The 13,840-nt window shown below is 73.7% G+C and carries 10 protein-coding genes; 6 read left to right on the forward strand and 4 right to left on the reverse strand.

Annotated features, from left to right (window positions below):
- The first annotated feature begins 298 nt into the window (after positions 1 to 298).
- From ACFW1A_RS01815 to ACFW1A_RS01830, 4 genes are read left to right on the forward strand one after another with little or no spacing between them, the layout of a single operon-like run.
- Entirely contained in the window at positions 299 to 1,552 is a 1,254-nt protein-coding gene (locus ACFW1A_RS01815) for a hypothetical protein (RefSeq protein ID WP_380402362.1), read from the forward strand.
- Positions 1,549 to 2,481 (forward strand): decaprenyl-phosphate phosphoribosyltransferase, encoded by a 933-nt coding sequence (locus ACFW1A_RS01820; protein WP_380402364.1) that lies wholly within the window; start codon positions 1,549 to 1,551, stop codon positions 2,479 to 2,481. The genes ACFW1A_RS01815 and ACFW1A_RS01820 overlap by 4 nt, the downstream gene beginning before the upstream one ends.
- Positions 2,478 to 3,803, forward strand: coding sequence for an FAD-dependent oxidoreductase (locus tag ACFW1A_RS01825; RefSeq protein ID WP_380402367.1), 1,326 nt, complete (start codon positions 2,478 to 2,480; stop codon positions 3,801 to 3,803). The genes ACFW1A_RS01820 and ACFW1A_RS01825 overlap by 4 nt, the downstream gene beginning before the upstream one ends.
- The gene (locus ACFW1A_RS01830; RefSeq protein ID WP_380402370.1) at positions 3,794 to 4,573 is read left to right on the forward strand and encodes an SDR family NAD(P)-dependent oxidoreductase; all 780 of its coding nucleotides are present in this window, start codon (positions 3,794 to 3,796) and stop codon (positions 4,571 to 4,573) included. Before ACFW1A_RS01825 ends, ACFW1A_RS01830 begins: the two co-directional genes overlap by 10 nt.
- 18 nt (positions 4,574 to 4,591) lie before the next feature.
- Here the strand turns inward: ACFW1A_RS01830 and ACFW1A_RS01835 are convergent, their stop codons facing one another.
- The 3 genes from ACFW1A_RS01835 to ACFW1A_RS01845 form a co-directional block, all read right to left on the reverse strand.
- Complete coding sequence (locus ACFW1A_RS01835; protein ID WP_380402373.1) at positions 4,592 to 6,457, reverse strand: SpoIIE family protein phosphatase; 1,866 nt, start codon at positions 6,455 to 6,457, stop codon at positions 4,592 to 4,594.
- A gap of 42 nt (positions 6,458 to 6,499) precedes the next feature.
- The gene (locus ACFW1A_RS01840) at positions 6,500 to 7,255 is read right to left on the reverse strand and encodes a class I SAM-dependent methyltransferase (protein WP_380402376.1); all 756 of its coding nucleotides are present in this window, start codon (positions 7,253 to 7,255) and stop codon (positions 6,500 to 6,502) included.
- 484 nt (positions 7,256 to 7,739) lie between these two features.
- Positions 7,740 to 10,715 (reverse strand): BTAD domain-containing putative transcriptional regulator, encoded by a 2,976-nt coding sequence (locus tag ACFW1A_RS01845; RefSeq protein WP_380402379.1) that lies wholly within the window; start codon positions 10,713 to 10,715, stop codon positions 7,740 to 7,742.
- Positions 10,716 to 10,928: 213 nt separating this feature from the next.
- Between ACFW1A_RS01845 and ACFW1A_RS01850 the strand changes: the two genes are divergently transcribed.
- Positions 10,929 to 11,156 (forward strand): hypothetical protein, encoded by a 228-nt coding sequence (locus ACFW1A_RS01850; RefSeq protein ID WP_380402382.1) that lies wholly within the window; start codon positions 10,929 to 10,931, stop codon positions 11,154 to 11,156.
- Between the two features lie 144 nt (positions 11,157 to 11,300).
- Here the strand turns inward: ACFW1A_RS01850 and ACFW1A_RS01855 are convergent, their stop codons facing one another.
- Positions 11,301 to 12,962 (reverse strand): fumarate hydratase, encoded by a 1,662-nt coding sequence (locus tag ACFW1A_RS01855; RefSeq protein WP_380402385.1) that lies wholly within the window; start codon positions 12,960 to 12,962, stop codon positions 11,301 to 11,303.
- A gap of 100 nt (positions 12,963 to 13,062) precedes the next feature.
- On the opposite strand from ACFW1A_RS01855, the gene ACFW1A_RS01860 reads away from it, so the two are divergent.
- A complete protein-coding gene (locus ACFW1A_RS01860; RefSeq protein ID WP_380402388.1) occupies positions 13,063 to 13,749 on the forward strand; it encodes a DUF1707 domain-containing protein in 687 nt (228 codons plus the stop codon).
- Positions 13,750 to 13,840: the final 91 nt, after the last annotated feature.

The raw sequence follows: 13,840 nt of genomic DNA on the forward strand, positions 1-13,840 counted from the left end.
CGACTGGTCTGAACCTTTCGCGCACGTCTGGCCGTGTTCCCGGGCGGGTGGCGGTGCACCGGAAGTCGGCGAAAGGGGGCGGGGAGATCTGATGCGTCATTGACCGGTGAGTAACACCGCCGTTGGAGTTCCGCTGTCCGGGTGAACTCCCGACCTGCCCCGGACACCGTCAACTCATTTGTCTGACAAGCATTTTGATATGCCCTCGATCAAGCGGTGCGGGCCTCTTTCCGCCTCGCCGATCGTCCCTGCCCGGGATCAGCTGGACGCGGCTGTAGTCCCAGGGAGAGGCAGAGACGTGGCAGCACAGACCGACACCGACACCGGGCCGGACGAACAGGCCCCCGGCGAGCGTCCCGTCCCGGGCGCGGAGCCGGGCCGGGCCGCCCGGAAGCCCCGGCTGCTGCGCCGCCTCTGGCGCCGCCGCTCGGTGCGGGTGGTGCTGGCGCTCTGCGCGCTCTTCGCGGTCTGGCTGAGCTACTCGCTCGGCTCCGCACTGCTGGCCCCGGGCAACGACTCGGTGCAGGCCCGGGTCGCCGAGTGGGCCCGCGACCACCACCTGGGCCCGCTGGTCACCGGGCTGGAGACGGCCCAGTACAAGATGAACCCGCCCAAGGTCGGCGGCCGCCCCACCATCGCGCTCAACCAGCCCCCGGTGGCCGGCCCCAGCGCCGGCACCCGGGCGGACGAGAGCAAGCACACCCAGATGCCGACGGTCGCCCCGATCACCCCGGCCCCGCTGGTCTCCCCGGCCGGCGACCCGCTGCCGGGGGAGGGCAGCTGGCGGGTGATCGGCAACGCCAAGGGCGTGCCGGCCGTGCAGAGCGCGATGCTGCGCCCGGACAACGAGCACACCTCCTACCTGGCCGGCGTGGTCTCGATGGACCAGCGCCTGGTCCGGTTCCAGCTGCACCCGGGCACCGACGACCCGGGCGACGACAACTGGGGGGTGCCGCCCAACATCCCGCCGCAGGACCGGAACGGACTGCTGGCCAGCTTCAACGGCGGGTTCAAGGTCCGCGAGTCGGGCGGCGGCTTCTTCCTCAACGGGGTCACCCACGGCAGCCTCACCGACGGCTCGGCCTCGCTGGTCTTCTACAAGGACGGGCACGTCACCGTCGGGGCGTGGAACAACGGCGTCTCGATGGCCCCCGACGTGGTCGGGGTGCGGCAGAACCTGCGCCCGATCGTGGACCACGGCCAGGTGCCGGACGACGTGGACCACGCGATCGAGAGCGGCTGGGGCCTGACCATCGGCGGCAAGTTCTTCGTCTGGCGCTCCGGCGCCGGGGTCACCCCCGACGGCCGGCTGATCTACGCCTACGGTCCGGCGCTGTCCGTGCGCACCCTGGCCGAGCTGCTGCACCAGGCCGGCTGCGTGGAGGCGATGCAGCTGGACATCAACCCGGCCTGGATGTCCTTCAACTACTACGAGCCGACCAAGGACCCGGTCAACCCGAACGCGGTCAAGCTGCTGCCGGACCAGGAGCGCCCGGCCGACCGGTACTTCGAACCGACCAGCCGCGACTTCACCGCGGTGTACGCCCGGTGACCGCCCAGCCCCCGGTGCTGCCGGCCCCCGAGCTGGAACCGGTGCCGACCGCCGCGGTCTCCCGGAACTGGCCGGCCGCCGTGCTGCGCAGCTCCCGCCCGCGGCAGTGGCCGAAGAACCTGCTGGTCTTCGCGGCCCCGGTGGCCGCCGCCGACCAGGGCCGGATCGTCGGTATGGACTACGCGCTGGTCGCCTTCGCGGTCTTCACCCTGGCCTCCTGCGCGGTCTACTTCGTCAACGACGTGGTGGACGTGGAGCGGGACCGGCGCCACCCGGTCAAGCGGTACCGGCCGGTGGCGGCCGGCCACCTGACCGAGCGGCACGCGCTGCTGCTGGCGGGCGGCTGCGTGCTGCTGGCCGAGGCCGGCTCGGCCGCGATCGGGAGCCTGGGCCTGGCGGCCTGCGTCACCGGCTACCTGGCGCTGTCCTTCCTCTACTCCTCCACCCTCAAGCACCTGCCGGTGCTGGAGCTGACCATGGTGGCCTCCGGCTTCGTGCTGCGCGCGCTCGGCGGCGCGGCGGCCGCCGACGTCGAGCCGTCGGGCTGGTTCCTGCTGGTCTGCAGCCTGAGCGCGCTGCTGGTGGCGGTGGCCAAGCGGTACACCGAGCTGGCGGCGCTGGGCAGCGCGGCGGTCAGCCACCGGCCCTGCCTGCGCCGGTACACCCCCGTCGGGCTGCGGGTGGCCCAGCGCACGATCAGCGCGCTGATGGTCGGCGCCTACCTGAGCTGGGCGCTGCTGAACGGCTCGCCGTGGGGGGTCTTCTGCCACCTGCTCACGGCCGTGCCGATGGCCGCGGCGCTGCTGCGCTTCGACTGGCTGACCGGGCAGGGCACGCTGCTCCGGGTCGAGGACCTGATCACCCGGGACCGGCCGATGCTGCTGTGCGAGATGGTCTGGCTGCTGCTCTTCGTCGCGGGGACGGCATGAGGTCCGGTGTGCTGCTGCAGGGCTGGGGCCGCAGCACCGGGAGCCACAGCGCGGTGCTGGGGCCGCTGACCGACGCGGCGCTGCGCGAGCTGCTGGCCGACCCGCCGACCGGCGGGGTGCTGGCCCGGGGCGCCGGGTGCAGCTACGGCGACGCGGCGCAGAACGCCGGCGGCGTGGTGCTGGCCCCCGCCACCGTGCCGGAGATCCGGCTGGACGCGCTCGGCGGCACCGTGCGGGCGGCCGGCTCGGCCAGGTTCACCGAGGTGCTGGCCCGCACCGTGCCGCGCGGGCTGCTGCTGCCGGTGCTGCCGGGCACCGGGCGGCTCACCGTCGGCGGCGCGGTGGCGGCCGACGTGCACGGCAAGAACCAGCGCACCGACGGCAGCCTGGCCGACTGGCTGGAGAGCGTGGAACTGCTCGACGGCACCGGCCGGGTGCGCCTGCTGACGCCGGACCAGGAGGAGTTCCGGGCCACCGTCGGCGGGATGGGCCTGACCGGGGTGGTGCTGGCCGCAACGATCCGGCTGATCCCGATCACCAGCACCCGGCTGCGGGTCACCTCCCGCCGGGTGGCCGACCTGGACGCGCTGCTGGCCGAGCTGGACGGCGCCCGCAGCCGGTACGCGGTGGCCTGGATCGACACCACCGCCGCCGGGCGGGCGCTCGGGCGCGGCATCGTCGACCTGGGCGACCACCTGGACGGCCCCTTCCCCGAGGGCGGCGAGCTGCGCTTCGCACCCGGCCGCGCGGTGCGCGCGCCGCGGCTGCCGGTCGGGCCGTTCACCCCGCTGACCGCCCGGGCCTTCAACGAGCTCTGGTACCGCCGGGCGCCGCGCGAGCGGACCGGGGTCCAGGAGCTGCCGGAGTTCTTCCACCGGCTGGACGCGGTGCGCGAGTGGAACCGGGCGCTGGGCCCGCGCGGCTTCCTGCAGTACCAGTTCGCGGTGCCGGACCCGGCGGTCGGGCTGCTCGCGGAGGCCATCGAGGCGCTGCGCCGGGTGGACGCGGCCCCGTTCCTGGGCACCGTCAAGCGGTTCGGGCGGTCCAGCGGCTGCCCGCTCTCCTTCCCGCTGCCCGGCTGGTCGCTGGCGGTCGACATGCCGGCCACCGGGCGCCGGCTGCGCGACGTGCTGGACCGGCTGGACCGCCGGGTGGCCGAGGCCGGCGGGCGGGTCTACCTGGCCAAGGACGCGCGGCTCGGCCGCACCGCCTTCGAGGCGATGTACGGTCCGCTGGACGACTGGCGCGGCGCGCGGGCCCGGCTCGACCCGGGTGACACCATGCGATCGGATCTGGGACGGAGGCTGGGACTGTGTCGGTGAACTTCACGGTGATGGTGGGTCAGGAAGCCCGGCAGGGGCGGCGGACCGGGCGGATCCTGCTGCTGGGCGGGGCCAGCGAGATCGGCCACGAGATCCTCCGGGCGCTGGACGCACCGGCCGGCGCGGAGGTGATCCTGGCCGGGCGGGACGAGTCGCGGATGGCGGAGCTCGGCGCGGCGCTGCCGTACACGGTGCGCACCGTGCCGTACGACGCCACCGACCTGGACGGCCACCAGCGGCTGGTGGACGACCTGTTCGCGGCCGGGCCGATCGACCTGGTGGTGTCGGCGGCCGGGGTGCTCACGCCGCAGGCCGACCTGGACGCCGACCCGCGGGCGGCCGGGACGCTGATCGAGACCAACCTGACCGGGCACGTCACCACCCTGCTGGCCGCCGTGCCGCACCTGCGGGCCCAGGGCCGCGGGCTGATCGTGGTGCTCTCCTCGGTCGCGGCGGTGCGCCCGCGCAAGGCGAACTTCGTCTACGGGGCGGCCAAGGCCGGGCTGGACGCGTTCGCCCGCGGGCTGGCGGACGCGCTGCACGGCAGCGGGGTGCGGGTGCTGCTGGTGCGGCCCGGGTTCGTGATCGGGCGGATGACCGCCGGGATGCCGACCGCGCCGGCGGCCACCACCGCCGCCGAGGTCGGCGCGGCGGTGGCCGCCGCCGTGGCCTCCGGGGCCACCACGGTCTGGGTCCCGCGCAAGCTCGGCCCGCTGTCCGCCCTCTTCCACCTCGTCCCCCGCCCGCTCTGGCGCAGGCTCAGGCGCTAGCCGGCCCTACCCCTGGCCCTACCCCCGGCCCTGGCCCTGGACCGGGACCCGGGCCCGCGGCGGCAGGCGCTGCTCGAACCAGACGACCTTGCCGCCGCCCAGCCGGGTGGCACCCCAGCCGTCGGCGCACTTGGCGACCAGTTCCAGGCCGCGGCCGTGCTCGTCCTCCGGGCGGGCCCGGCGGCGGCGGGGCAGCGCCGGACTGTCGTCACCCACCTCGCAGCGCAGCACCGAGGTGCGCACCAGGCGCAGCGTGACCGGCTTCTTGGCGTGCCGCACCGCGTTGGTGACCAGCTCACTGACCATCAGTTCGGTGTTCTCCGCCAGTGACTCCAGCCCCCAGCGGCGCAGCGCGTGCCCGGCCAGGCGCCGGGCCCGCCCCGGGGTCTCGGAACGCGGCTGCAGGTACCAGTACGCCACGTCCTCGGCCGGGATCCCGTCGAAGGCCGCCGCCAGCAGCGCGATGTCGTCCGCCCGGTCCTCCGGCGGCAGGATCCGCAGCGCCTCCTGGCAGAGCTGTTCGGGGGAGTGCTGGTGCGCCGCGGAGAGCCGCTTGCGCAGCCGCTCCAACCCGGTGCTGATCGGCCGGCGGGGGTGCTCCACCAGGCCGTCGGTGAAGAGCAGCAGTGCCGAGCCGGGCGGTGCGTCCAGCTCGCGGGAGGAGAAGTCCACCCCGCCCACCCCGATCGGCGCCCCGGCCGGCAGGTCCTCCAGCAGCTCGGCCCGCCCGTCCGGGTGGATCAGCGCGGGCGGCATGTGCCCGGCGTTGGAGACCACGATCCGGTTGGCGATCGGGTCGTACACCGCGAAGACGCAGGTGGCCAGGTGCTCCTCGCGGCCCAGCCGCTGGGCCTGCTCGTCCAGGTGGTAGAGCACCTCGTGCGGCGGCAGGTCGAGCGCGGCCAGGGTCTGCGCGCTGGTGCGCAGCTGGCCCATCACCGCGGCCGAGGTGAGCGAGTGCCCCATCACGTCGCCGACCACCAGCGCCACCCGGTTGCCCGGCAGCGGGATCGCGTCGTACCAGTCCCCGCCCACCTGCGCGGCCCGCTCCCCGGGCAGGTACCGGTGCGCCAGCCGCACGCCGTGCGGCTGCGGCAGGTGGGTGGGCAGCATGCTGCGCTGCAGGCTGTCGGCGATCTCCGACTCGCGGGTGTAGCGCTGCGCGGTGTCCACCGCGAGCCCGGCCAGGGTGGCCAGGTGGGCGGCGGTCTGGGTGTCGGCCGGGTCGAACCTGGCCGGCTCGCCGGCCACCGGTCGGCGCACCAGCACCAGCAGCCCGACCGTCGCGGCGTCGTCGGTGCCGGTCCGGGACCGCTCCCGCCCGCGCTCGGGCCGGCCCGGCAGCGGCAGGAGCAGCAGGGCGCTGCCCCGGGCCAGCCCGGCCAGTGCCCGCGCGCCGTACAGCTCGGCGAGCAGCGGCCGCAGCCGCTCGCCGTCCTCGGTGCCCAGCACCGCCGGGCCCATCGGCGCGCCCAGCCCGCGCAGCGCCACGTCCAACGGCCCGTCGGGGCGGGCGACGACGGTGCGTCGGGCGGTGCCCAGCCGGGTGCCCTCGGCGCGGTGCAGCCGCAGCTCCACCGGCGGGTGCTGGTCGCGGCCGCGCCCGCTCTCGGGCGCCGGCAGCCGCAGGTGGACCAGCGCGGCGTCGGCCAGCTCCGGCACCAGCACCTTGGCCAGGCTGCGCACGGTGACGGCCGGGTCCAGGCTGGCGTTGATCAGCCGGGTGGCGCGGTTGAGGAAGCCGAGCCGGTCGGTGAGCGCCTGACGCACCCGCAGCTCGACCGAGGCGGCGCGACCGGTGCCGAGCAGGGTGCGCGGCGGCGGGTGGCGCTGGGAGGGTACGGCGGCGGGCCGGCCGGCCTGGGGAGGGGGGAGGTCGCGCACGGCAGCCCGTTCTTACTGGTCGGGGTCGGACGGAGGGTTCGGTCAGGGGGTCCGGCGGCAGTGCAGGAACAGCTGCTCCTCCGGCGGCAGCGCGGTACAGGCCGGCGCGTACGGGCGGCCGTTCAGCGCCTGCACGGTGAACCCGGCCCGGGCCAGCACCTCGGTGAGGTCCTCGCGCAGGAAGCCGCTGATCCGGATCTCCTGGCCGAGGAAGCTCATCGGGTAGTGGTCCAGGTCCGTCTCGACCAGCCCCAGCACCAGGAGACCGCCGGGGCGCAGCAGGGTCCTGATCCGGGTCAGCGCCACCCGGATCTCCCGGTGCGGCAGCAGGATCAGCGAGAAGAACGCGGTGGCGGCGGCGAAGGTGCCGGCCCCGGCCGGACCCAGCTCGGGCAGTCCCCAGGCGGTGGCGGCGCGTTCGGTGCCCAGGTCGAAGAGGTCGATCCGGTCGAACCGCGGCTGGTGCGCAGCCGGCAGCGGCAGCTGCTGCCGGGCCAGCGCGAGCATCCCGTCCGAGAGGTCGACCCCGGTCACCCGCATTCCGCCGGTGGCGAGTTGGTGCACGGTGGGGTCGCCGCTGCCGCAGCCGATGTCCAGCACGCGGTCGCCCGGCGCCAGCTCGTCCAGCAGCAGTCGGCCGGCGGCCAGCTGGCCCGACTTGGCCGGAAAGGCCTGGCCGTAGCGGCTGCCGATCGCGTCGAAGGCCAGCGCCTGCAGGGCTCGCTCGGCGCTGCGGCAGCTCGGCTCGGGCCCGGTGGTGCCGCCCCGGGCGGGGTCCGATATCTGTCCCGTCGTCACGATTGAGAAGCACCTTTCCCGCGCCGCACCGTCTGTCGAGCCCACTCCGTCCGCAGGTAAGGGGCACGGCCCGCCCGCGCGCGCCGCCTGGCCTCTGAGAATATGCGCGATCACGGTGCTGTGGAGCCTGTTTCCGGCCAACTCCGCGCAGCCGGCATCAATACGGCTGGTCAGTGCCGCCCCGGCAGGAGCACTGCGGGGCGGGCGGCGCCCGTGCGCGCCGGTCCCGCACCCCCTCGCACGGACCGGAACGGCCAGCTCCGGAGGCGTTCATTCCACCCGGCCCGACGTTTATCGAACGTCAATCGCGGCCTGCCAGAGTCTTCTCAGCGCCGGGGAAGCGCAGAGGGGTGATCCCGCAGCCGGGGGGCTGCGGGGCCACCTCCGTTCCGGGGGGATCGCTGCGCTTCCCGAATCGGGGGGTACACCGGGGTGATCGGGGGAGAGCGGGGCACGGGGGCTCCGCAGGGGGGAACCCCGGTGGCTACGGCGCGGTGGTGGTGGGGGGTGGCTCGGTGTGCTGTCCGACGATGAGGCTCCGCACGGCGTGGGCCTCGGGCACACCGAGCCGGGTGAAGATCTCCTGGGCCCGGCGCAGGTCGGCCAGCCCGCGGTCCGGCTCGCCGAGGCGCAGCAGCGCTTCGCCGAGGGCGGCGTGGGCGAGGCCCTGGCAGTAGGCGGCGTCCATCTCCTGGGCGATGGTGAGCGCCTCCGCGGCGGCGGTCACCGCGTCGGGCAGCTGACCGTCCGCCAGCAGGCAGCCGGCCAGCCGGGCCTGCGACAGACCCTCCCAGAGCCGTTGCTGCTGGTCCTGGTAGAGCTGGTGCGCCTCGCGCAGCTGGGTCGCCGCTTCGGCGGGGGAGCCGGTGGCGCGCAGCACCACGCCGAACTGGTAGAGGGTGTCCGCCAGGCAGCGGATGTTGCCCGACCGGCGGGCCATGTCGACCGCCGCGGTGGCGGACCCGACGGCGTCGTCCCAGGCGTCGAGCGTCAGTTGGGCCCGGGCGATGTTGCCCTGGATGCGGGCCGCGTTGCCCATCCGGGCCAGCGAGATGGCCAGGTCCCGGGCCTCGAAGAGGAACGGGAGCGCGGCGGCCGGCTGGCGGGACGTCAGGACGGTGCCGAGCGCACTGCCGGCGGCGACCCGCAGCCCGGGGGTCTGGGTGCCGATCAGGTCCAGGCAGTCCCGGAAGAACTGCTCGGCCGTCTGGTACTCCCCGGTCAGGTACGCGAAGAAGGCCAGCGCGAACCGGACCCGGGCCAGTGCCTCGACGTCGCCCGCTTCGGTCGCCGCCGCGTCCGCGACCGTCAGGGTGCGGCGGATCCGGGTGGCGTGGGTCGGTTCCTCGACCAGCGAGTTGAGGTTCACCAGCAGGTCGATGGCCAGCCGGAGCAGCTCCGGGGTGCGGTCGATCGACTGCTCGATGGTGCCCAGGATCAGCGCCAGCTCGCTGCGCAGCCAGGTCCGCGCGGCGTCTTCGCCGTCCAGCCGCTCCCCGGGGTGGGTGAGCACCTGCATGGGTTCGATCAGCTGGTCGGCCGGCTCCAGCAGTCGCGAGGCACTGCGCACGGTCGACACCAGCAGGGCGAGCAGGCGCAGCAGCGCCGCCTGGGTGTCCGCCAGGTCCGCGACCTTCTCCCGCTGCTTCTGCGCGAAGAGCCGGAGCAGGTCGTGGTACCGGTAGCGGCCGGGGGTGAAGCACTCCAGCATGTTCGCCTCGACCAGTGCCTCGGCCAGGTCCTCGGCCCGGTCCTCCGAGGTGCCGAGCAGTGCGGCGACGGCGGACAGCGGCAGGTCGGGGCAGTCGACCAGGGCGAGCAGGCGGAAGGCGCGGGCCTCGTCGGGGCTGAGCTGCCCGTACCCGAGGCCCAGGGTGGTCTCCACCGCCAGGTTGCCCAGCTGGAGCTCGTCCAGCCGGCGCCGCTGGTCCGCTAACCGCCGGGCCAGGTCCGCCACGCTCCAGCGCGGCCGGCTGGCCAGGCGGGCGGCGGCGATCCGGACCGCGAGCGGCAGGAAGCCGCACGAGGTGACCACAGCCATCGCGGCCTCGGGCTCGGCCTCGATCCGGTGCCGGCCGGCGATCGCACCGAAGAGCTGCAGCGCCTCCGCCGGGGTCAGCTCCTCGACGTCGAACAGGCTGGCGCCGGGCAGGCCGGCGAGGCGGGAGCGGCTGGTGGCCAGCACCGCGCAGCCGGCCACGCCCGGGATCAGCGGGGTGACCTGGTCCACGTCGCGGGCGTTGTCGAGCATGATCAGCATCCGCCGGTCGGCCAGCGCCGAGCGGTACATGGCGACCCGCTGCTCGAAGGACTCCGGCGCGTCGGTGACCCCGAGCGCGAACAGGAAGTCGCCCAGCACCACGGCCGGATCGGCGGGGGTGGCGCTGACCCCGCGCAGGTCGACGTAGAGCTGGCCGTCCGGGAACTCCGCGCGCACGCTGTGCGCGACGTGCACCGCCAGGGTGGTCTTGCCGACGCCGCCGATCCCGGCGAGCGAGGTGACCACCACCGCCTGGCCGGAGGCCCGGCGCAGCAGTGCGCGCAGGTCCGTGATCAGTGCGGTCCGGCCGCTGAAGTCCGAGACGTCGGCGGGCAGCTGGGCCGGCGGCTTGGGCGGGGCGGGCACCGCGGACTCATTATTCGGAATTCGCGATTCCGAAAAGGAATCCATCAGGGTCGGGTCGGCCGACAGGATTCGCGAGTGCATCGCGGCCAGGCCCGCACCGGGCTCCACCCCGAGCTCGTCGATCAGCAGCTTGCGGGTTCCGGCGTAGACGCTGAGCGCCTCGGCCTGCCGGCCGCCGCGGTAGAGCGCGAGCATCAGCAGTTCGCGCAGCCGCTCGCGCAGCGGGTGCTCCGTGGTGAGGTGGTTCAGTTCCGAGACCGTCTCGGCGTGCAGCCCGATCTCCAGCGCGGTCGCGGCGCGCTCCTCGCGCGCCGCGATGTGCAGTTCCAGCAGGTTCTGCCGCTGCGCCTCGGCGTACGGCCCCGGAATCCCGGAGAGCGGTTGGCCCCCCCAGAGCGCGAGGGCGGAGCTCAGCAGTTGATGGGCCTTCTCCGGCTGGTTCTCCTGGCGGTGCTGGGTGGCCTCGGCGATCAGTGAATCGAATCTCCAGATATCCAGTGATTCGTCCGGAATGCGCAGCGCGTACCCGTCCTGCACGGAGATCAACAGGCGGGCCGGGGAGCGCGATTCGCGGCCTGGCTCGATCACGGCGCGCAGGCGTGAGACGTACGTACGCAGAGCGGCCACGGCCTGCTGCGGCGGCCGCTCGCCCCAGAGGCCGTCGACCAGTTCCTGGGTGGTGACCGGGTGCCCGCGGTGCAGCAGCAGCGCGCTCAGCACGGCCTGCTGCTGCGGTGATCCGAGCGCGAGCGGCTGCTCGTCTCGCCACGCCTGGACGGGTCCGAGCACCTGGAAGCGCAGCACGGCATTGTGCGGCGTTACCTGAAGCTCCATAGAGGGGTCCCCCGAAGGCCTGGTACTTCGAACCTCGAAGTGCTGCCTTCCATGGTCGGGCGGTAATGCCAGGTCAGGAAGGGCAAAAGGGGCAGATTGTGCACCTGGAGGGCCGTTTATAAGACATTTAACGACCCCTACGATACTGTCCCCACGCCGCGGCCAGACCGACCGGGGCGGCTTGGTACGAAATCCTTGGAAGGTGGTTCGGCAATGGCCGACAACGAGACTCCGATCGCCCTCCCGGCGCAGTCCGACGAGCTGGAGGGCCTGGTGACCGGCGCGGTCCAGGCGACGGGGCAGGCCGCCGACCAGCACATTGAGCCCGACGTCCCGGCCGAGCAGGCGGTGCCCGCGGTGGCGACCCCGGCCGAGACGGCCCGCCCGGTGCCCTCTCCCGGCACTCCCGGCCCGCTCGGTGACGTCATCAACACCCAGTGACCCCAGCCCTTATTTGGCTTGAACCCACCGCGTAGTTGGCCAGCCACACTACGCGCGCAGAGCCCCCGGACCCCGGGGGCTCGACTGTTTCCGGGGACGCCGGTGCCCCGGAACCGACGGTTCCGGGGCACCTGGGGGGCTGGGTCAGGAACGGACCCGGATGCTGGTGATCAGCGGGCCGTCGGTGACCTCGGCGAAGAAGTCGTTGCCCTTGTCGTCGACCACGATGAAGGCCGGGAAGTCCTCGACCTCGATCCGCCAGACCGCCTCCATGCCGAGCTCGGGGTACTCCAGCACCTCGACCTTCTTGATGCAGTCCTGGGCCAGCCGGGCCGCCGGGCCGCCGATCGAGCCGAGGTAGAAGCCGCCGTGGCTGGCACAGGCCTGGGTGACCTGCTTGGAGCGGTTGCCCTTGGCCAGCATCACCAGGGAGCCGCCGGCCGCCTGGAACTGGTCCACGTAGGAGTCCATCCGGCCGGCCGTGGTCGGGCCGAAGGAGCCGGAGGCGAAGCCCTCGGGGGTCTTGGCCGGGCCGGCGTAGTAGACCGGGTGGTCCTTGAGGTACTGCGGCATGCCCTCGCCGGCGTCCAGCCGCTCCTTGATCTTGGCGTGCGCGATGTCGCGGGCCACCACCAGCGTGCCGGTGAGCGAGAGGCGGGTCTTCACCGGGTACTTCGACAGCTCCGCGCGGACCTCGGCCATCGGGCGGTTGAGGTCGACCCGGACCACCGCGTCGTCCAGGTGCTCGTCGGTGGTCTCCGGCAGGTACTTCGCCGGGTCGGTCTCCAGCTGCTCCAGGAAGACGCCCTCGGCCGTGATCTTGCCCAGCGCCTGGCGGTCGGCGGAGCAGGAGACCGCCATCGCCACCGGCAGCGAGGCACCGTGCCGGGGCAGGCGGATCACCCGCACGTCGTGGCAGAAGTACTTGCCGCCGAACTGGGCGCCGATGCCGATCTTCTGGGTCAGCTCGAAGACCTTCTGCTCCAGCTCCAGGTCGCGGAAGCCGTGGCCGGTCTTCGCGTCGCCGCCGGTGGGCAGGTTGTCCAGGTAGTGCGCGGAGGCGTACTTGGCGGTCTTCAGCGCGAACTCGGCGCTGGTGCCGCCGACCACGATGGCCAGGTGGTACGGCGGGCAGGCCGCGGTGCCCAGCGAGCGGATCTTCTGCTCCAGGAAGGAGAGCATCGACGACTCGTTGAGGATCGCCTTGGTCTCCTGGTACAGGTACGACTTGTTGGCGCTGCCGCCGCCCTTGGCCATGAAGAGGAACTTGTAGGCGTCCCCGTCGGTGGCGTACAGCTCGATCTGCGCGGGCAGGTTGGTGCCGGTGTTCTTCTCGTCCCACATGGTGACCGGCGCCATCTGGGAGTAGCGCAGGTTCAGCTTGGTGTAGGCGTCGAAGACGCCGCGGGCGATCGCCGCCTCGTCCTGACCCGCGGTCAGCACCTGCTGGCCGCGCTTGCCCATCACGATCGCGGTGCCGGTGTCCTGGCACATCGGCAGGATGCCGCCGGCCGAGATGTTGACGTTCTTCAGCAGGTCCAGCGCCACGAAGCGGTCGTTCGGGCTGGCCTCGGGGTCGTCCAGGATCCGGCGCAGCTGGGCCAGGTGGGCCGGGCGCAGGTAGTGCGAGATGTCGTGCATGGCCTCCGCGGTCAGCAGCCGCAGCGCCTCCGGCTCGACCTGCAGGAAGGTCCGGCCGTTCGCCTCGAAGGTGCTCACGCCCTCCGAGGTCAGCTTGCGGTACGGGGTGGGGTCGGCCCCGAGCGGCAGGAGGTCGGAGTAGGCGAAGTCGGGCGTGGGTGCCATGCGAGGTCCTTCACGGGGTCTGTGGTGCTGCGTCGGCGAAGCGCGTTCCAGAGTAGATCTCGTCTCCCGTCCGCGGGGGCTCACCCCCTAGGCTGTGACCGTGGACACGAATCCGTCGCCGTCGGACCAGCCCGTACCCGTGAACCAGCCGCAGCCCCCCGCGACCCGGGTCGCCGAGGCCGACCTGCGGGCCTCGGACGCCGACCGCGAGCGGGTCGCCGAACTCCTGCGCGACGCGTACGCCGAGGGGAGGCTGACGGTCGAGGAGCACTCCGACCGGATCGAGGCCGCCTACTCCGCCAGGACCCTGGGCGAGTTGGCCCCGCTCACCCGCGACCTGCCCAGCCACCCGGCCGCGCCGGCCCAGGCGCCGCGCCCGGCGCAGGCCCCGCTGCCGCCGGCCCGCGACGAGTCGTCCAACCTGCTGGCGATCTTCGGCGGGGTGGACCGCAAGGGCCGCTGGCGGGTCGGTTCGCACATCCGGGCCACGGCCGCGTTCGGCGGGATCTCGCTGGACCTGTCCGACGCGGTCTTCGAGTCGCCCGAGGTGCTGATCGAGGTCTCCACCTTCTGCGGCGGGGTGTCGATCCGGGTGCCGGAGAACGTCACCCTGGTCGGCAGCGGGGTGGGCATCTTCGGCGGCTTCGACGTGCGCGAGCAGACCGCGGCCGACCCCTACGCCCCGGTGGTCCGGGTCAAGGGCGTGGCGGTGTTCGGCGGCTGCGACGCCAAGGCGCGCCGCGGCAAGAAGCTCAAGGAGTGGGTGCGCCGCCAGATCGGCGCCTGACCGGCGGGTTCGGCGGCCGACCGCGCCGCGGAACCTCATGTTCCGTCAACTCCCGACGAGGCACTCGGGGTTGGCACGAGTGCAGGCAGTG

It is taken from the genome of Kitasatospora sp. NPDC058965, from assembly GCF_042741245.1.
In the GTDB taxonomy this organism is placed as follows: Bacteria; Actinomycetota; Actinomycetes; order Streptomycetales; family Streptomycetaceae; genus Kitasatospora.

Bases quoted from the DNA above. Each gene is read 5' to 3' on its own strand.
- ACFW1A_RS01850 (WP_380402382.1), top strand. From the start codon at position 10,929: ATGGCCGACAACGAGACTCCGATCGCCCTCCCGGCGCAGTCCGACGAG.
- ACFW1A_RS01845 (WP_380402379.1), bottom strand. From the start codon at position 10,715: ATGGAGCTTCAGGTAACGCCGCACAATGCCGTGCTGCGCTTCCAGGTG.
- ACFW1A_RS01855 (WP_380402385.1), bottom strand. From the start codon at position 12,962: ATGGCACCCACGCCCGACTTCGCCTACTCCGACCTCCTGCCGCTCGGG.
- ACFW1A_RS01825 (WP_380402367.1), top strand. From the start codon at position 2,478: ATGAGGTCCGGTGTGCTGCTGCAGGGCTGGGGCCGCAGCACCGGGAGC.